Genomic DNA, 19,192 nt, shown 5'->3' on the forward strand with positions numbered 1-19,192 from the left:
GGGTCGGCGCGACGGACGGGCCTGCCGTGCTCGTGGTTTTGGTGATTAGGCTGGGACCAGGACGCGCGTGAGAACCCACGAACAACTCGTACGCGTCCCAGGGGAAGAGCGCGGCGGATCGGACGACAGGAACGGTCGCCCCCCACCACGGCACGAGGGTGCTCGACCACACCAGGAGGCATTGTGAACAGCGATCGGGACGAGATCCGCGGGGGCTGGGACACACCCGTCGATGATCACTCCGACGCGGAGTCCGCCACTGAGACGACGGGCGAGTTCACCATCGACTACGCCCCACCGGCCTGGTACACGCAGAACGCGTCGTCGGGCACGGGCGAGACCCCCTCGGCCGCCACTCCTCCACCGCCGGTTCCGCCGGCCCCCGCGCCGGTGACGCCCCCGGCGCCGCCCGCGCCCTACACCCCGTACACGCCCGCCGCTTCGGCCCCTGAGCCGGACGCCGGTTCGGGGAACGGGGATCTGGAGAGCGGCGCGACGATGCGGTTCTCCGCGGCCGCGCTGAAGCGGGAGTTCGCCGAGCGGGCCGCGCAGGACGAGTCGAAGGCCGAGCCGACAGCCGAGGAGCGGGGCGGGGACGCCGCGTCCGGCGGCTCCGACTCGGGTGACTCCGGCGACTTCGCCGTGGTCGCCGCAGCCGGGCCCGCCGAGGACGACGAGGGGACGAGCGCCTCCGCGGACTCCGCGCAGGACGGGGACACCGACACCGCTCAGGCCTCGGCCGACAGCACCGACTCCGCAACCGCCTCTGACGGCGCGCCCCAGGCGGAGGGCTCGGAAGGTTCGGACGGCATCGGTTCCGACACCACCGAAGCAGCCGAAGCCGCTGCCACTGGCGCATCGGCGGACGCGGGCGCGGACACCGGCGCCAGCAGCACCGACACACCCGCGACGCCGGACGCACAGGACGCTCCCGCCGCCTGGGCCCCGCAGCCCGTGGCGCAGGACGGCATCCCGCCGCTGCCCCCGGCGTTCCAGCCCGCCGCCCCCACGTCGGCCCCGCAGTGGCCCGCGCAGCAGCAGCCGCAGCCCGGCGCGCCGGTTCCGGCCCAGGCCGCACCGCCGACCTGGCCCGCTCAGAACACCCCGCCCGCGCCGCAGGGTGGTTACGGCTTCCCGCAGCAGTCGGCCCCCGGCGACCCGCAGCAGCCCGCACCTCCGGCACCGCCGCAGCAGGGCTACGGGTTCCCGCAGCCGACGCCGCCCGCGCCCGCCGCACCGAACCAGCCCGCCCCGCAGGGTGGTTACGGGTTCCCGCAGCAGCCCCAGCCCGGCACGCCCAACCAGCCTGCCCCGCAAGGCGGTTACGGATTCCCGCAGCAGCCCCAGCCCGGCACGGGCTACGGGTTCCCGCAGCCCCAGCCCGGAGCCCCCGCCCAGGGACAGCCGGCCGCGCCCGCCCCGCACCTCCCGGCGCAACAGAACCCCCAGCAGCCGCCGGCACCGCACACACAGCAGCCCGGCCCCCAGCCCCCGGTCGGGCAGCAGCCGCACCAGCAGCCGCCCGCTCCACAGGGCCCGCAGGCCCCGGCTCCGGCCCCGCACCCCGGACAGCCCGATCAGCAGTACCAGGGCCAGCCCGGTCAGCCCTTCCCGGGGCAGGTGCCCCCCGCCGACCCGCGTGCAGGCGGCGCCTGGCCGCAGCCCATTCAGCACGACCAGCGCACGCCCACGAACGTCGGCGGTGCGCCGCTCGGCTACACGGCGGCCGTGGAGCTGTCGGCCGACCGGCTGCTCAACAACAAGAAGCAGAAGGCGAAGAGCACCCGCCCCGGCGGCGGCAACTCGCGTTTCAAGCTCGGCGGCAAGAAGGAGGAGGTCGAGCGGCAGCGGAAGCTGGACCTGATCCGCACGCCGGTCCTGTCCTGCTACCGGATCGCCGTCATCAGCCTCAAGGGCGGCGTGGGCAAGACGACCACGACGACGGCGCTCGGCTCGACGCTCGCCACGGAGCGCCAGGACAAGATCCTCGCGATCGACGCCAACCCGGACGCCGGCACGCTCGGCCGCCGTGTGCGCCGTGAGACCGGGGCGACCATCCGAGACCTGGTGCAGGCGATCCCGCACCTCAACTCGTACATGGACATCCGGCGGTTCACCTCGCAGGCTCCGTCCGGCCTGGAGATCATCGCGAACGACGTGGACCCGGCGGTCTCGACGACGTTCAACGACACGGACTACCGCAGCGCGATCGACGTGCTCGGCAAGCAGTACCCGATCATCCTGACCGACTCCGGCACCGGTCTGCTGTACTCCGCGATGCGCGGAGTCCTCGACCTCGCCGACCAGTTGATCATCATCTCGACGCCGTCCGTGGACGGCGCGAGCAGCGCCAGTACGACGCTCGACTGGCTGTCGGCGCACGGGTACGCGGACCTGGTGTCGCGTTCCATCACCGTCATCTCCGGCGTCCGCGAGACGGGCAAGATGATCAAGGTCGACGACATCGTGTCGCACTTCGAGACGCGGTGCCGCGGCGTCGTGGTGGTGCCGTTCGACGAGCACCTCGCGGCCGGCGCCGAGGTCGACCTCGACATGATGCGGCCCAAGGTGCGCGAGGCGTACTTCAACCTCTCGGCGATGGTCGCGGAGGACTTCGCGCGGGCCCAGCAACAGCAGGGCCTGTGGACATCGGACGGCAATCCGCCGCCCACCATGGCACCCCCGGTGCCGGGGCACCAGCAGCAGCCGTATCCCGCGCAGCAGCCCTACCCGGGCCAGCCGTATCCCGGGCAGCCGGGCGCTCCCCAGCCGCCCGCGCCGGGGCAACAGCCCGCGCCGGGGCAGCAGTTCCCGGGCCAGCCCTACCCCGGCCAGCCGTATCCGCAGCAGCCCGGCCAGGCGCAGGCCGGCGCCCCCGGCCAAGCCCAGCAACCCGGTCAGCCCCCGCAGCCGGGTCAGCAGCCGGGTCAGCCGAGCCAGTCCGGACCCCCGCAGATGTGGCAGCAGCCCCCGGGCCAGCCCGCACCCGGGCAGCCCCCCGCCCCCGGCCAGGCCGCCCCCGGTCAGCCCGGTCAGCCCCTCCCCCCGTACACCGCACAGCCCCAGCCGCCTCAGCAGTAACAACTGCTGAATCCCGGCCCTCAGGGCACACGAAAGGCCCGCACCCACACCACGGTGCGGGCCTTTTCCGTGCCTGCCGAAATTCCGCCAAATCCCCACCAGACACCCAGAGTTGAACGCAACGGGCATCACGCCCTGGCCTGCAAAGCGTCAGAGGTCTCGACCAATGTGCGTGAAATGCGGGTCAACTCGTTATTTCCGCAGGCCACATGGGGTTCATGTGCCGTTGACGTGCGCAGACTGCCGCTGGTAGACACACACATCAACCAGCTGGCGTCCCATGATCAACCTGCCACTCCTGCGCGAGCAACGACGCGAGGTCACCGACCCATGGACACAAAAGATCAGCCCAAGAGAGCACACGCCCTCTTCTCCCGTTTTCCACGGCGCGCACCCCGCCGGACCCTGCGGGTCCTCCTGGCGGCCGGCGCCGCGGCGTTCACCCTGACGGCCGGCCTCGCCACGCCGCTCAACCCCGCACCCCAAGAGGCCAAGGCGGCGGACGGCGGCAAGAAGGTCCTCACCGTCGCCCTCGCCCAGAGCGTCGACTCGCTGAGTCCGTTCCTGGCCCAGCGACTGGTCAGTACGAGCATCCACCGGATGATGTACGAGTACCTGACCAACTACGACCCCAAGGACAACCACACCGTCCCGGGCTTCGCCACCGCGTGGAAGCCGTCCGCGGACAAGCTCACCTGGACCTACACCATCAGGTCCGACTCGAAGTGGTCCGACGGCCGGCAGGCCACCGCCGCCGACGCCGCCTTCACCTTCAACAAGATGATGACGGACGAGGGCGCCGCGACCGCGAACGGCAGCTTCGTCTCCAACTTCAAGAAGGTCACCGCCCCCAGCGCCACCAAGCTGGTCATCGAGCTGAAGAAGCCGCAGGCCACGATGGCCGCGCTCGACGTCCCGATCGTGCCCGAGCACATCTGGAAGAACGTCAAGGACTTCTCGAAGTTCAACAACGACAAGACCTTCCCGGTCGTCGGCAACGGCCCGTTCGTGCTGACCGACTACAAGGTCGACCAGTACGTGAAGCTGAAGGCCAACAAGAACTTCTGGCGCGGCGCGCCCAAGTTCGACGAGGTCGTCTTCAAGACGTACAAGGACCAGGACGCCGCGGTCGCCGCCCTGCGCAAGGGCGAGGTCTCCTTCGTGGCCGGCTCTCCCGCCCTGACGCCCGCTCAGGCGGCGTCCCTCAAGGGCGAGCCGAACATCAAGGTCAACGAGGGCCCCGGCCGCCGCTTCTTCGCACTCGCCACGAACCCGGGCGCGCAGACCAAGGACCACAAGAAGTTCGGCAACGGCAACAAGGCCCTTCTCGACCAGAAGGTCCGCCAGGCGCTGTTCCTGTCGATCGACCGCAAGACGATCGTCGACAAGGTCTTCCAGGGCCACGCCGTCGAGGGCGAGGGCTACATCCCGCCGCGCTTCACCGACTACTTCTGGAAGCCGTCCGGCAGCCAGGCCCTCGGGTACGACCCCGACAAGGCGGGCAAGCTGCTCGACCAGGCCGGTTACAAGATGAAGGGCAGCGAGCGCGTCGGCAAGGACGGCAAGCCGCTGAACCTCCGTATCCTGTGCCACGCCACGGACCCGAACGACAAGGCGATCGGCAAGTACCTCAAGGAGTGGTGGGGCAAGCTCGGAATCGGCCTGAAGGTCGACTGCCTCGACGACGTCTCGGTGCCCTGGTACGCAGGTGAGTACGACCTCGCGTTCGACGGCTGGTCGGTCAACCCCGACCCGGACTTCGTCCTCGGCATCCACACCTGCGCCGCGCTGCCCGCCAAGGCCAAGGAGAGCGCCCAGACCGACAACTTCATCTGCGACAAGACGTACGACGACCTGTACAAGAAGCAGCTCGCCGAGTACGACCCGGCCAAGCGCGCGGACATCGTCAAGCAGATGGAGTCGTGGCTGTACGACTCCGGGTACATGAACGTCATCGCGTACCCGAACGCCGTCGAGGCCTACCGCACCGACCAGATCAAGTCGATCCAGACCATGCCCACCGCGGCCGGCAACATCTACGGCCAGGACGGGTACTGGAGCTGGTGGTCGGCCGTTCCGGCGGACGGCACGAGCGACTCGAAGGGCAGTGACGGCGGCGGTTCCGGCTCGACCGGCGTGATCATCGGTATCGTCGCGGCCGTCGTCGTCCTGGGCGGTGGCGGGCTGCTCCTCGCGCGGCGCCGCCGCACGTCGGCGGACGACCGCGAGTAGCAGCACCCGGTCGACAGAACATGCGTCACGTCCGTCCGCAGGCGTCGCAAGTACCGCACGAGTAACGAGAGTTCCACATGACAGCAGAGAGCACTCCGGCGCTCGTGCAGAGTGCGGACACCGACGGCCCGGCGCAAGCCGGGCCGTCGGCCCGCGGTCCACGGGCGCGCAACACGAAGGCCTATCTCCAATACGTGGCGGGCAAGATCGCGGGGGCGATCGTGTCGCTCTTCGCGGTCCTGGTCACCAGCTTCTTCCTGTTCCGCCTGATCCCCAGCGATCCGGTGAAGCAGATGACCGGCGGCCGCCGCGTCTCGGCGCAGCAGCTCGACGCGCTCCGCCACCAGTTCGGCCTCGACCTGCCGATGTGGCAGCAGTTCACCAACTACATCGGTGACGCGCTGACCGGTGACTTCGGCATGTCGTACCAGTACCACACCCCGGTCATCGACAAGATCACCGAGGCGCTCCCGGCGACGCTGCTCCTGACCGGCACGGCGTACGTCCTCTACACCGCGCTCGGCATCTGGCTCGGCACGCGCACCGCGTGGCGCAACGGATCGCGCAGCGACCGCTTCAACACCGCGTTCGCCCTCACGCTCTACTCGATCCCGTCGTTCTGGCTCGGTCTGCTGCTCATCATCGTCTTCTCCGTGGGGCTGGGCCCCATCCCGGGCCTGTTCCCGACGGGCGGTCTGGAGTCGGGCGGCGAGAGCGGCTTCGCGTACGTCATGGACGTCGCGCACCACCTGGTCCTGCCGGTGGTCACGCTGGTGGCGGTCGGCTACGCGCAGACCCTCCTCGTGATGCGCTCCTCGCTCCTCGACGAGATGGGCAGCGACTATCTGACGACGGCGCGCGCGAAGGGCCTGCGCGACGACGTCGTACGCCGCAAGCACGCCGTCCCGAACGCGATGCTGCCCACGTTCACGCTGATGTTCGTGAACCTCGGGCACGTCGTGGCCGGCCAGATCCTCGTCGAGACGGTCTTCTCCTGGCCCGGCCTCGGCGGCCTCTTCTACTCGGCACTCAGCGTGCCCGACCTGCCGCTCGTCCAAGGGCTGTTCTTCGTCTTCGCCACCGCGGTGATCCTGGCGAACACCCTCGCCGACGTGCTGTATCCGCTGCTCGATCCCCGGGTGGGCCGATGACTGCCGACACGAACGACCTCGACACCGCGCAGCTCCCGCCGCCGGCCGAGAAGAGCGCGCGGGCCCTGGCACGCGCCCGCAAGCGCCAATCCGCCGCCCGCTTCTGGCGCGAGTACCGCACCCACCGGAGCGGACTGTGGGGTCTGGCGGGGCTGATCCTGATCGCCCTCATCGCGCTCTGCGCGCCCCTGCTCGTCGGCGCGGACTCGCAGAGCGTGACCGACGCGCCCGGCGGTGCCCTCGAGGCGCCCAGCGGTGAATTCCCGCTCGGCACCGACCAGTTCGGTCGCAGCGTGCTCGCCCTGCTGGTGTGGGGCGCGCGCGTGTCCCTCACCGTGGGTCTGCTGGCCGCGTTCCTGTGCGTGGCGATCGGCACCGTCGTCGGCATCGTCGCCGGCCACTTCCGTGGCTGGTACTCGACGGTCCTGATGCGGGTCACCGACTGGTTCCTGGTGATGCCGACGCTGGTCCTCGCGATCGCGCTCGCCACCGTGATGTCCCGCTCCATCTGGACGGTCATCCTGGCCATCGGCGTGACGACGTGGCCGACGACGGCCCGCCTGGTCCGCGCCCAGACGCTCGCCGTCGAGTCGCGGCCGTACATCGAGCGGGCCCGCGCGCTCGGCGGCGGGCACCGGCACATCATGCTGCGCCACGTCCTGCCGAACGTGATGCCGCTCGTCCTCGCGCAGACCACGCTCGTGATCTCCAGCGCGATCCTGACCGAGGCCACCCTCGCCTTCCTCGGCCTCGGCGACCCCACCATCACGTCCTGGGGCGGCATGCTCCAGGACGCGCGCGAGGCGGGCGCGGTCAGCGCGGGCGACTGGTGGTATCTCGCGCCTCCCGGACTCGCCATCGCGCTGGTCGCGCTCGCGTTCACGCTGTGCGGCCGCGCCATCGAAGCCGTCCTCAATCCGAAACTGGGGGTGGCCCGGTGAGCCTTCTCGACGTCAGAAACCTCGAAGTGACGTACGCCGGCGGGGCACGCGCCGTCCGCGGTGTGAACCTCAGCGTCGACGCGGGCCAGAAGCTCGGCATCGCCGGCGAGTCCGGCTGCGGCAAGTCGACGCTCGCGCTCGCGCTGCTGCGTCTGCTGCCGGCCGGCACGAAGGTGTCCGGCGAGATCCTCCTCAACGGCGAGGACGTCCTCACCATGAAGTGGGGCCAGGTCAGGGCGGTCCGCTGGGCCGGCGCCTCGATCGTGTTCCAGGGCGCGATGCACTCGCTCAACGCGGTGCACCGCATCGGCGACCAGATCGCCGAGCCGATCCTGCTCCACAAGAAGGCGACGCCCGCGGGCGCGAAGAAGAAGGTCTCGGAGCTCCTGGAGCACGTCGGCCTGCCCGCCGCGCGCGCGGACGCGTATCCGCACGAGCTGTCCGGCGGCCAGCGCCAGCGCGTGATGATCGCGATGGCCCTCGCCTGCGACCCGGGCCTGATCATCGCGGACGAGCCGACGACGGCGCTCGACGTGATGATCCAGGCGCAGATCCTGCGCCTGATCGAGCAGCTCGTGTCCGAGCAGGACCTCGGCCTCATCATGATCAGCCACGACCTCGCGGTCCTCTCGGACACCTGCGACCGTCTCGCGGTGATGTACGCGGGCCGCGTCGTCGAGGAGGGCCCCGCCTCCGAGGTCTACGAGAACGCCCATCACCCGTACGGGAAGGCTCTGTCGGCGGCGTTCCCGCGGATCGGCGACGCCGCGTCCCGGTTCGCGCCGCGCGGTCTGCCCGGCGACCCGCCCGACCCGTCGGCGCTGCCCACGGGCTGCACGTTCCACCCGCGCTGCCCGGTGGCGCTCGACAGCTGCATCACCGAGGACCCGGCGCTACGGGCCGCGGCCACGGACCGGCGGGCGGCCTGTGTGCACGTGGGCGGCGCCACCGATCCCGACGACGCCGCCGGCGCCGAGGCAAGGAGCACCACAGCATGACCAGTACGTCCCCCCTGCTCACGGCCGGCGCGCTGCACGTCACCTTCCCCGGCCGCCGTGGCGCGGACCCCGCGCGGGCCGTGGACGGCGTCGACCTCGACATCGCGCCCGGCGAGATCGTGGCGCTGGTGGGCGAGTCGGGCTGTGGCAAGACGACGCTCGCCCGCTCCCTGCTCGGCCTGGTGCCGCCGACGTCCGGCCGCGTCACGTTCGACGGGAAGCCCCTCGACTACTCCTCGCGCGCCCTCAAGGCGTACCGCAAGCGCGTGCAGCTGGTCCTCCAGGACCCCAGCGGTTCGCTGAACCCGCGGCACACGGTGTACGACGCGGTGGCCGAGGGCCTGCGCATCCACGGGTACGCGGGCGACGAGCGCGAGGCGGTGGCGAACGCCTTGTCACGAGCGGGACTTCGCCCGCCGGAGCGCTTCTTCCTGCGCTACCCGCACGAGCTGTCGGGCGGCCAGCGGCAGCGCGTGGTGATCGCCGGCGCGCTGGTCCTCGACCCCGAACTGATCGTCGCGGACGAGCCCGTGGCGTCCCTCGACGCATCGGTGCGCGGCGAGATCCTCGCGCTGCTGCTCAGGCTGCGCGACGAACTGGGCCTGTCCGCCCTCGTGGTGACGCACGACCTGGGTCTCGCCTGGAACATCGCGGACCGGGTCGCGGTGATGTACCTGGGCCGGATCGTGGAGACGGGCACGGTGGAGGAGGTCCTGACGGCACCTCAGCACCCGTACACACAGGCCCTGTTGTCCGTTCTGCCGGAGGCGCCGGGTGATCCGGTCGTCCTCACGGGTGAGCCGCCGGACCCGTCGCGCATCCCGTCCGGGTGCCGTTTCCACGCCCGCTGCCAGATCCTGGCGTCGGGCGAGGCGCAGCGGTCCGGTGTCGCGGACCGCTGCCGGGGGGAGGACCTGCCGGTGCTGTCGGGCGCGAGCACGACCCAGGTGGCCTGCCACTGGGCGTCGGCCCGGGCCGACGACAGCCCCTCGGGCGCCTGAGGTCAGGGGGTCCGGGGGCAGCGCCCCCGCGACCCCGCCGAGGCCCGCCTACTGCCCGTCGTACGCCTCGATGAGCTCCCGCGACCGCTTCACGTCGTCCGCGATGGCGATCAGCAGCGCGTCGATGGAGTCGAACTTGGCCATCCCGCGCACATAGGCGAGGAAGTCCACGGCCACGTGCAGGCCGTACAGGTCGAGGCCGACGCGGTCGATGGCGTACGCCTCGACCGTGCGCTCGGTGCCGTCGAACTGCGGGTTGGTGCCCACCGAGATCGCGGCGGGCATCGCCTCGTCCCCGACGTGCAGCCAGCCCGCGTAGACGCCGTCCGCCGGGATCGCGGTGTGCGGGAGCGTCTCGACGTTGGCGGTCGGGAAGCCCAGCTCACGGCCGCGCTGGGCGCCGCGCACGACCACGCCCTCGACGCGGTGCGGGCGGCCGAGGATCTCGCGCGCGCCCTCCATGTCCCCTTCGGCGACGAGCCGCCGGGTCAGCGTGGACGAGAAGGGCTCGCCGCCGCCCGCCGAGCCGCTCACGTACAGGTCGACGACCTCGACCTCGAAGTCGTACGTCGTGCCCTGCTCGGCGAGGAACGCGACATTTCCCGCGGCGCGGTGGCCGAAGCGGAAGTTCGGTCCCTCGACGACGAGGCGCGCGTGCAGCTTGTCGACCAGGACCTTCGCGACGAACTCGGCCGGCGACAGCTTCGAGAACTCGGTGGTGAACGGCAGGATCAGCACGGCGTCGACGCCGAGCTCGGCCATCAGCTCCGCGCGCCGGTGGTGCGGGGCGAGCAGCGGAGGGTGGCTGCCGGGGCGCACGACCTCGCTGGGGTGCGGGTCGAAGGTGACGACGACGGCGGGCACACCGAGCTCACGGGCCCGTTCGACGGCCCGGCCGATGATCAACTGATGGCCGCGGTGCACTCCGTCGTAGGAGCCGATGGTGACGACGCTGCGCCCCCAGTCCTGGGGGATGTCCTCCAAGCCACGCCAGCGCTGCACGGTGATTGCTCCTCGCGAACCTGTGTACGACTGTTACGTCTCTTTGCCGAATACGCAGGTCTAAGAGTGCCATGCCGAGCGCCCACGCCCCGCATCGGGAGGCGCCGTACCGGCCGGGGCAGGTCAGGCGGGTACGCGCACCCCGGCCAGACCCCCGATCACACGGCGGGCGCTCGGCCCGACGAGGGCGGCCCACTCGCGCGGCGCCCCCGCCAGCCACTGGACGAGAAGGGCGGCGAACCCCGGCACCGAGTCGGCGAACTCGACGAGGGCGCGGTCGAAGCGGGCGGCTCCCTCCGGGGTGCGGACGAGCCGTTGTCCGGTGCGCCGCACAAGGTCGCGGGTACGGGTCGCTCCGGCGCCCCCGGCGCCGTGGGCGGCGGTCCGCAGGACGGCGTCGAGCACGTCCGGGTCGTCCTCACGGGCGAGCAGTACGTCGAGGAGTTCGCCGCGCAGGGCGCGTGAGGCGCCGGTGCCGGGTGCGGCGAGCACGGGCGCGAGCGCGGCCCGTCCGGCGGCCGGGCAGGTCCGGAGCAGCCCTGTGACGAGGGGAAAGAGCACCGCCCGCCCGGCCGGCCCGTGCTCCAGGCACCGGTCGACGTAGGCGGCGATGTCCCGGGCGGCGTCGGGCCGGTCCGCCGAGAGGTCCTCGACGAGGACGGCCGTCCGCCGCGCGAGCGCGGGCGCGGTCACATCGGCGAGTGTCCTCAGCACGTCGGCCGCACCGTCCGGCTCCCGCACCCGGGCCCGGAAGGCGCTCAGAACCGGCTCCGGGTGCGTGGCAAGCGCGGCGGCGAGCGCGCCGGCGGGCAACTGGGCATCGCCCTGTGCGAACCGCTCCAGGGCGCGCGCCAGATAGGTGTCGCGGGTCTGCGGGTCGCGCACGAGGAGGGCGAGCGCGGCACCGTGCCGGGCGCTGTCGGTGGCGCGGGCGAGCAGGGCGAGCGCGGCATAGCGCAGCAGGCCGCGATCGGCGTCGGTGGTGACGTGCGGGGCGACCCGCAGCGCGTAGGTGACGGCGCACGCGCGGCGCGCGGGACGCTCGTCGCGGACCCAGCGGTCGACGGCGCGGCACAGCGCGGACGGCTCCTCGTCGGCGAGTACGGAGAGCAGTTCGTCGGCGCGCGGGTGCGCGCAGCCGGCGAGGGCCTCGGTGAGGTCGTCGACGGCTGCGTGCCGGTGGGTGTGCAGGAGCGCCTGGGCCGCGGTCGCGACGGTCGCGTCGGGCAGGGCGGGCAGCGGCCGCGCGTCGTCGAACCAGCGGGTGAGGTGGACCTGGACGCCGGCCGGGTCCGCGGTGAGCAGGTCGGCGACGGTGTCCAGGTGGCGGTCGTCGCTCCCGGGCGGCGGATCGTGCACGACGAGGCGGCGCAGGAGGCCGAGGCGGTCGGCGTCCGAGACGGGGATCCGGCGCCAGAACGACGCGTCGAGGCGTCCTCGGTCGGCGAGCGGTTCGAGCACCCCGAGGTAGGGAGTGGCGTCGGGCACGCGCAGGAGCACCTCCTCGACGAGGTGGGACGCCCACCAGGAGGCGTCGGCGTCGCCGGGCGTGAGGGACCTGAGCGCCAACTCGGCCAGGTGTGCGCCGAGTCGGGCCGGTCCCTGCTGGCGTTCGACGAGGAGGAGTGCCTGGACGACGGGGCCCGCGCGGTGCCGGGGCACAGGCACCGCGAGCGCGGCCCGGCCGGCGTCCCGTTCGCGGTACACGAGCGCCCGCAGCGCCTCGTCCAGGTCCAGGTGCATGCCCTGGATCCAGTCGGCGACCTCCTCGTGCGCGAACCGGTAGCCGCGCCCCGCAGGGACGAGTACGCCTTCGGTGAGGACGGCCGGGGCCCACGCCGTGACGCCCCCGCCGCGCCGCCCCGGCAGCGCGCCCCAGGGGAACACCTCCTCGAACGCCTCCCGGTCCAGCTCGCCCTGCCCCGGCCAGACAGCGCCGCGCCGCCTCGTGGACCTGACCGGACACCCGGGCGGCGAGCCTGCGCACGGCCGTGCCGCGCAGCCCGTTCACCGCGGCGAGGCGCACCGCCACCCGCAGGCACATGAGGTCGAGATACGCGGCGAACACGGCGTCCCGGTCGGCGCTGCCCGGCACGGGCCCCGGCAGCGCGGCCCTGACCTCGGCGAGGAGCCGCAGCGCGAGCGGATGCCGTGCGTCCCGGCCGGCGAGCGCGTCCTTGGGCAGCCCGTACCGTTCCCGCGCCACACGGGCCTGGTCGCCGGTCAGCTCCCCCAGCGGGACACAGGCGGGCAGCCGCCCGGTCCGCCCGTACAGCACACCGGGCGGGAACAGTTCGCCCGCGCGCTCCCAGTACTCCCCCCGGCACGCCACGACGAGCCGCACGCCGGTCTCCCGCAGCCAGCGCGTCGTGCCCTCGGTCCACTCCGCCAGCCGGTGCGCCAGGACGGGCGGCATCTCCTCGGGCCCGTCGAGCAGCAGTACGAGGGGCCGGCCGGCGGCGCGTGCGCACGCCGCGATCCGCTCCGGCGACACATCGCCGGCACCGCCACCGCCGGGCTCCGGGCCCCCTGGCTCGCCGGTCTGTCCGGGGACGGCCCCGGGCAGTGACGCCGCGACGATGCGCCCGGCCCTGACCAGCGCCCGCCTCGCGGCGTCGGCCACGCTCCGGTCGCCGCCGAGCAGGTCCGCGCCGCGCAGCCAGAGGGTGGGCGCGGGGTGGGCACCGCGGCCGCGTCGCGCGGCACAGGCCGCGAGCTCCGCCGTACGGCCACTGCCCGGCGCTCCCACGAGGGCCAGGACCGCCGCGCCGGACTCCTCGAACGCGGCGAACTCCCTTGCCACTTCGGGCCGTTCGACCGGCTCCGGGTCGAGGAGCGCACCCGGCCCGTCGGACCCGACCGACGTGGCCGTCAGCTGGAGCGCGCCCGCCAGATTGAGATCGTCCCCGTACACCGGCACGGTGGCCGCGTTCCGCGCGAGGAGGGCGGCGAGCGGTCCCTCCGGGTCGGCGGCAGCGGCCTCCCGCAGCGGCACGGCGAATCCGGCGGCGGCCCGATGCCCGGCCTCGAGGGCCGTGCCGAGAACGGCGAGGACGGCGCCCGAAGCGGCGTCGACGACCGGTCCCCCGGCCGCCCCTCCCCCGAGCCGCAGCGCGTCGCGGCCGTCCGTGCCGATGGCCAGCTCCATGGCCCCGGGAACGATGTGGAAGCGGTCGGTCGCGGTGTACGTGACGTCGGCACGGCCGAGGACGCGCGCCTCGCGCCAGCCCCCGGCGGCGATCCGCACATAGGCCCCCGCTCCGGCGGGGCCCCGGACGGCCACCGGCAGCGGCCGCATCCCCAGGCCCTCCGTCGCGTCGGTGCGGATGAGCGCGAGGGCCGATTCGGGCAGGGGGACGACGTCGGCGGCGCCCACGACACAGGTGATCCCGTCGGGCGCGCGCAGCACGACGCGGCCGAGTCCGTCGACCACTTCATGGCTGGTGACGACGGTGCCGTGGTCGTCGGCGACGAAGCCGGCGCCGCGCGGGCGTCCGGCCAGATCGAAGACATGGACGAGGGGCGGCCCGGACCCGGGATCCGTCGCGTCCCCGTCGCCGGCCCGGGGGCCACGTCCCGCCATCGTCGCACCTCCCGCCACGCCCCGTAGGACCGACGGTAGGCGCGCGGTGATCAGCGGAACAGGCGCCGGAGCGAACGCGCCCCCTTCCACTCCCTCGGTTCACTCCGAGCGCCCGCCCGAAGGGGTGAACAGATCGGGGGTGATGGACAGACCCTTGGAGGGGGGATCGTGGAGCGGCACGCGACTGACTGCGCGCGCCGCTCCACGGCGGGGGGGCGGCGAAGAGATCAGCCGAAGACGGCGAGGCTCTTCGCCTTGCCCCTCGACTCCTCCACGAGCGCGAGGAACACGCCCTCGGGGTCGAACACGGCGACGGGCCCGGCGCCCGCGTACTCGCCGGGCACCTCCAGACGGACGCCGTTGAGCAACAGCTTGGCGCGCTTGGCATCCACGTCCCAGCGGGGGAACGCGGCGGTGGCGGCGTCCGCGACGGGCATCACGGTCAGCTCCTCCTGGAGCTGGTCGAGGGTGCGCGCCGAGTCCAGCTTGTAGGGGCCGACCCGCGTGCGCCGCAGCGCCGTGAGGTGACCACCGACACCCAGGTCCGCGCCCAGGTCCCGGGCGAGGGCCCGGATGTACGTCCCGGACGAGCAGACCACCGAGACGACCAGGTCGAGGACCGGGGTGCCGTCCTCGGCGACCTCGTCCCTGATGTCGTAGACGGTGAAGGACGAGACGGTGACCGGCCGCGCCGGGATCTCGAACTCCTCGCCCTCACGGGCCCGCTTGTAGGAACGCACGCCGTTGATCTTGATGGCGCTGACCTTGGACGGCACCTGCATGATGGCGCCGGTCAGCTTGGCGACCGCGGTGTCGATCGCGTCGCGGCGTACGCCGGACGCGTCCGTGGACGACGTGAGGTCGCCCTCGGCGTCGTCGGTCAGCGTGTTCTGGCCGAGCCGGATCGTGCCCAGGTACTCCTTCTCGGTCAGCGCGAGATGGCCGAGCAGCTTGGTCGCCCGCTCCACGCCGAGGACCAGGACACCGGTCGCCATGGGGTCGAGCGTGCCCGCGTGGCCGACGCGACGGGTCTTCGCGATCCCGCGCATCTTGGCCACCACGTCGTGCGAAGTGAAGCCCGACGGCTTGTCGACAATGACAAGACCGTCGGGCGTCGGGGTGTTCTTCTGCGTCATTCCGAGGCTTCGCCGTCCTCGTCCGCGCCGTCCTCGTCCTCGGGCCTGCGGTACGGGTCCGCGCCCCCGGCGAACTCGGCGCCGGCGGACACCTCCCGGACCTTCGCGTCCGAGATCCGGGCCTTGTCGAGGAGGTCCTCGATGGCCCGTGCGTTGTCCGGCAGGGCGTCCGCCACGAAGGCCAGGGTCGGCGTGAACTTCACACCGGCCGCCTGGCCCACCGCCGAACGGAGTACGCCCTTGGCGCTCTCGAGGCCGGCCGCCGCGGCGGCACGCTCCTCGTCGTCGCCGTAGACCGTGTAGAAGACGGTCGCCTCCCGCAGGTCACCCGTCACCCGGGTGTCCGTGATGGTCACATGCGTACCGAGCCGCGGGTCCTTGATCCCGCGCTGGAGCTTCTGGGCCACCACCTCTCGGATGAGGTCCGCCAGCCTTTTCGCCCGCGCGTTGTCGGCCACTGCGCCGTCTCCTTCTTCGCCTTGCTCTTAAAGTCAGTCTTCGTCGCCGTGGAGCCTGCGTCGAACGGAGAGCAGCTCCACCTCGGGACGGGCGGCGATCAGACGCTCGCACCGGTCCAGTACGTCGGTGAGGTGCCCCGTGTCCCCGGAGACCATCGCCAGGCCGATCTCGGCCCTGCGGTGAAGTTCCTGGTTCCCGGTCTCCGCCGCACTCACCGCGTACTTGCGCTGGAGTTCGGCCACGATCGGGCGGATCACGGAGCGTTTCTCCTTCAGCGAGTGGACGTCGCCGAGGAGCAGATCAAAGGACAGAGTCCCCACATACATGTGTGTCCGGATGTCCCGCCGGTTCGGGTTCGTGGCCCCGCCAACCACTTGGCAGGGACACCAGAACCGTACACGGAACGGCCGGGGCCGATCGACGGGATTTCGTCCCGCCGACCGGCCCCGAACCTTCACCGTGCGCGGATCAGGCGCGCGGCTTCTCGCGCATCTCGTACGTCGCGATGACGTCGTCGATCTTGATGTCGTTGAAGTTTCCGAGGTTGATACCGCCCTCGAAGCCTTCGCGGATCTCGGTGACGTCGTCCTTGAAGCGACGCAGACCGGAGATGTTGAGGTTCTCCGCGATGACCTTGCCATCGCGCAGCAGGCGCGCCTTGGTGTTGCGCTTGACCTCGCCGGACCGGACGAGCACACCGGCGATGTTGCCCAGCTTGGACGAGCGGAAGATCTCGCGGATCTCCGCCGTGCCGAGCTCGACCTCTTCGTACTCCGGCTTGAGCATGCCCTTGAGGGCCGCCTCGATCTCCTCGATGGCCTGGTAGATCACCGAGTAGTAGCGGACGTCGACGCCCTCGCGGTCCGCCATCTGGGCCGCACGGCCCGCAGCGCGGACGTTGAAGCCGATGACGATCGCGTCGGAGCCGGTCGCCAGGTCGATGTCCGACTCGGTGACGGCACCCACGCCGCGGTGCAGGACGCGGATGTCGACCTCTTCGCCGACGTCGAGCTGGAGCAGCGAGGACTCGAGAGCCTCCACCGAACCGGACGCGTCGCCCTTGATGATGAGGTTGAGTTCCTGCACCAGACCGGCCTTGAGGGCCTCGTCCAGGTTCTCCAGGGAGAACCGGACGCCACGCCGCGCGAAGTTGGCGTTGCGCTCGCGAGCGGCACGCTTCTCGGCGATCTGACGGGCCGTACGGTCCTCGTCGACCACCAGGAAGTTGTCGCCGGCACCCGGGACGTTGGTGAGACCGAGGACGAGGACCGGAGTCGAGGGACCCGCCTCTTCCACGTTCTCGCCCTTGTCGTCGAGCATCGCGCGGACACGGCCGTACGCGTCGCCGACCACCATCGTGTCGCCGACCCGCAGCGTGCCTCGCTGGACGAGGACGGTCGCCACGGCACCGCGGCCACGGTCGAGGTGCGACTCGATCGCAATACCCTGCGCGTCCTGCTCCGGGTTGGCCCGCAGGTCGAGCGAGGCGTCCGCGGTCAGGACCACGGCCTCGAGCAGGGAGTCGATGTTGAGACCCTGCTTGGCGGAGATGTCGACGAACATCGTGTCGCCGCCGTACTCCTCGGCCACCAGACCGAACTCGGTGAGCTGACCGCGCACCTTGGTCGGGTCGGCACCCTCGACGTCGATCTTGTTGACCGCGACGACGATCGGCACGCCGGCCGCCTTCGCGTGGTTGAGCGCCTCGACCGTCTGCGGCATGACGCCGTCGTTGGCCGCGACCACGAGGATCGCGATGTCGGTCGACTTGGCACCGCGGGCACGCATGGCGGTGAACGCCTCGTGACCCGGGGTGTCGATGAAGGTGATGCGGCGCTCTTCGTCGTTGACCTCGGTGGAGACCTGGTACGCACCGATGTGCTGCGTGATACCGCCGGCCTCGCCCGCGACGACGTTCGTCTTGCGGATGGTGTCGAGCAGTCGGGTCTTACCGTGGTCGACGTGACCCATGACGGTCACGACCGGCGGACGCGCGACGAGGAACTCCTCGCCACCCTCGTCCTCGCCGAACTCGATGTCGAAGGACTCGAGCAGCTCGCGGTCCTCCTCCTCGGGGCTGACGATCTCGAGGATGTAGTTCATCTCATCCGCGAGGAGCTTCAGCGTCTCGTCGGAGACGGACTGCGTGGCAGTGACCATCTCGCCGAGGTTCATCATCACGGCGACGAGCGACGCCGGGTTGGCGTTGATCTTCTCCGCGAAGTCGGTGAGGGAGGCACCGCGCGACAGACGGACGGACTGTCCGTTGCCGCGAGGCAGCATGACGCCGCCGACCGACGGGGCCTGCATGGCCTCGTACTCCTGGCGCCTCTGCCGCTTCGACTTACGGCCACGACGGGCGGGCCCGCCGGGACGGCCGAACGCACCCTGTGTTCCACCGCGGGCACCCGGACCACCGGGACGGCCGCCGAAGCCGGGACGGCCACCGCCGCCACCGGGACGACCGGCGAAACCGCCGCCGCCACCGGCACCGGGGGCACCGGGACGACCGGCGAAGCCGCCGCCACCACCGGGACGACCGGCGAAACCGCCGCCGCCACCGGGACGACCGCCGCCACCCGGGCGACCGCCGCCGCCGGGACCACGGCCACCGCCGGGGCCACCACCGGGACGCGGGCTGCCGGCAGCAGGACGCTGCGGCATCATGCCCGGGTTCGGACGGTTACCACCGGGGGCACCGCCCGGACGCGGAGCGCCGGCCTGCGGACGGGGCATGCCGCCCGGAGTCGGACGGGCGCCGCCCTGACCCTGGGGACGCGGGGCGCCACCGGGGCCACCCTGCGGGCGCGGGCCGCCGGGGCCACCCTGGCCGCCGCCGGGACGCGGGGCACCGCCGGGACGGGGCGCCTGGGGGCGCGCCATGCCGGTGGAGCCACCAGAGGTGAACGGGTTGTTACCGGGACGCGGGCCGGCGGGACGACCGCCGGGACGCTGGCCCTGACCCTGGCCGCCGGGGCGCGGGGCGCCCTGACGGTCGCCGCGGTCGCCACGGCCCTGACCCTGAGCACCCTGGCCGGGACCGGCCGGACGGGCGCCACCGGGCTTGGGGGCACCGGGACGGGCACCCGGACGCGGACCGGCTGCCGGGGAGGCCGCGGGGGCCTGGGCAGCGGGAGCGGCCGGAGCCGCGGGCGGCGCCGTGAACTCGGGCGCGGCCGGGGCCGGAGCCGCGGGACGCGGAGCCGGCTTCGGGCCGGGCGTCGGACGCTGACCGGCGGCCGGGGTCACCGGGGCGGGGGCAGCGGGCTTCTCCGCGGCGGCGGGCTTGGGAGCCGGCGGGCGCGGAGCAGCAGGCTTCGCGGCCTGCGCCGGAGACGGGGTCGGACGGGCCGGCGAGGGCTTCGCGGGCGCGGCCTTGCGGGCGGCGGGCTTGCCGCCGCCACTGCCCTGCTGGAGGGCGTCAGTCAGCTTGCGTACTACAGGCGCCTCGATCGTCGAGGACGCCGAACGGACAAATTCACCGAGTTCTTGGAGCTTGGCCATGACGACCTTGCTCTCCACCCCGAACTCCTTGGCGAGTTCGTATACCCGGACCTTAGCCACTTCGCTCCTTTTAGGTCCGGGTTACGCCGGACCGTCGCTACTTC

11 protein-coding genes and 1 pseudogene are annotated in these 19,192 nt (G+C 72.4%); 6 read left to right on the plus strand and 6 right to left on the minus strand.

From position 1 onward, the window contains the following. Positions 1 to 183 precede the first annotated feature (183 nt). The 6 genes from ACFC96_RS17845 (at position 184) to ACFC96_RS17870 (ending at position 9,404) form a co-directional block, all read left to right on the plus strand. Positions 184 to 3,081: an SCO5717 family growth-regulating ATPase gene (locus ACFC96_RS17845; protein WP_376613068.1), complete on the plus strand. Its 2,898-nt coding sequence runs from the start codon at positions 184 to 186 to the stop codon at positions 3,079 to 3,081. A gap of 330 nt (positions 3,082 to 3,411) precedes the next feature. After that, the gene (locus ACFC96_RS17850; RefSeq protein WP_376613070.1) at positions 3,412 to 5,313 is read left to right on the plus strand and encodes an ABC transporter substrate-binding protein; all 1,902 of its coding nucleotides are present in this window, start codon (positions 3,412 to 3,414) and stop codon (positions 5,311 to 5,313) included. Positions 5,314 to 5,390: 77 nt separating this feature from the next. Next, complete coding sequence (locus tag ACFC96_RS17855; RefSeq protein ID WP_376259015.1) at positions 5,391 to 6,464, plus strand: ABC transporter permease; 1,074 nt, start codon at positions 5,391 to 5,393, stop codon at positions 6,462 to 6,464. Next, the gene (locus tag ACFC96_RS17860; RefSeq protein ID WP_376613072.1) at positions 6,461 to 7,405 is read left to right on the plus strand and encodes an ABC transporter permease; all 945 of its coding nucleotides are present in this window, start codon (positions 6,461 to 6,463) and stop codon (positions 7,403 to 7,405) included. Before ACFC96_RS17855 ends, ACFC96_RS17860 begins: the two co-directional genes overlap by 4 nt. Further along, positions 7,402 to 8,403, plus strand: a complete 1,002-nt coding sequence (locus ACFC96_RS17865) for an ABC transporter ATP-binding protein (protein ID WP_376613073.1) — start codon at positions 7,402 to 7,404, stop codon at positions 8,401 to 8,403. Before ACFC96_RS17860 ends, ACFC96_RS17865 begins: the two co-directional genes overlap by 4 nt. Continuing rightward, positions 8,400 to 9,404 carry an ABC transporter ATP-binding protein gene (locus tag ACFC96_RS17870; RefSeq protein ID WP_376259024.1) on the plus strand — a complete coding sequence of 335 codons (1,005 nt, stop codon included), beginning with the start codon at positions 8,400 to 8,402 and terminating at the stop codon, positions 9,402 to 9,404. Before ACFC96_RS17865 ends, ACFC96_RS17870 begins: the two co-directional genes overlap by 4 nt. A 48-nt stretch (positions 9,405 to 9,452) precedes the next feature. Here the strand turns inward: ACFC96_RS17870 and ACFC96_RS17875 are convergent, their stop codons facing one another. From ACFC96_RS17875 to infB, 6 genes and pseudogenes are all read right to left on the minus strand, one after another. Continuing rightward, the gene (locus ACFC96_RS17875; protein ID WP_376259026.1) at positions 9,453 to 10,406 is read right to left on the minus strand and encodes a bifunctional riboflavin kinase/FAD synthetase; all 954 of its coding nucleotides are present in this window, start codon (positions 10,404 to 10,406) and stop codon (positions 9,453 to 9,455) included. A gap of 123 nt (positions 10,407 to 10,529) precedes the next feature. Then, positions 10,530 to 13,989: pseudogene (locus ACFC96_RS17880) on the minus strand (serine protease). A gap of 227 nt (positions 13,990 to 14,216) precedes the next feature. Further along, positions 14,217 to 15,125: a tRNA pseudouridine(55) synthase TruB gene (gene truB / locus ACFC96_RS17885; RefSeq protein ID WP_376613074.1), complete on the minus strand. Its 909-nt coding sequence runs from the start codon at positions 15,123 to 15,125 to the stop codon at positions 14,217 to 14,219. Beyond that, entirely contained in the window at positions 15,122 to 15,583 is a 462-nt protein-coding gene (gene rbfA, locus ACFC96_RS17890) for a 30S ribosome-binding factor RbfA (RefSeq protein WP_376259033.1), read from the minus strand. The genes truB and rbfA overlap by 4 nt, the downstream gene beginning before the upstream one ends. A gap of 33 nt (positions 15,584 to 15,616) precedes the next feature. Then, positions 15,617 to 15,910 (minus strand): DUF503 domain-containing protein, encoded by a 294-nt coding sequence (locus ACFC96_RS17895; protein WP_116509238.1) that lies wholly within the window; start codon positions 15,908 to 15,910, stop codon positions 15,617 to 15,619. A gap of 142 nt (positions 15,911 to 16,052) precedes the next feature. Further along, positions 16,053 to 19,148, minus strand: a complete 3,096-nt coding sequence (gene infB, locus ACFC96_RS17900) for a translation initiation factor IF-2 (protein ID WP_376259036.1) — start codon at positions 19,146 to 19,148, stop codon at positions 16,053 to 16,055. Between the last annotated feature and the right edge of the window lie 44 nt (positions 19,149 to 19,192).

The sequence above is a fragment of the Streptomyces sp. NPDC055955 genome (assembly GCF_042270245.1).
In the GTDB taxonomy this organism is placed as follows: Bacteria; Actinomycetota; Actinomycetes; order Streptomycetales; family Streptomycetaceae; genus Streptomyces.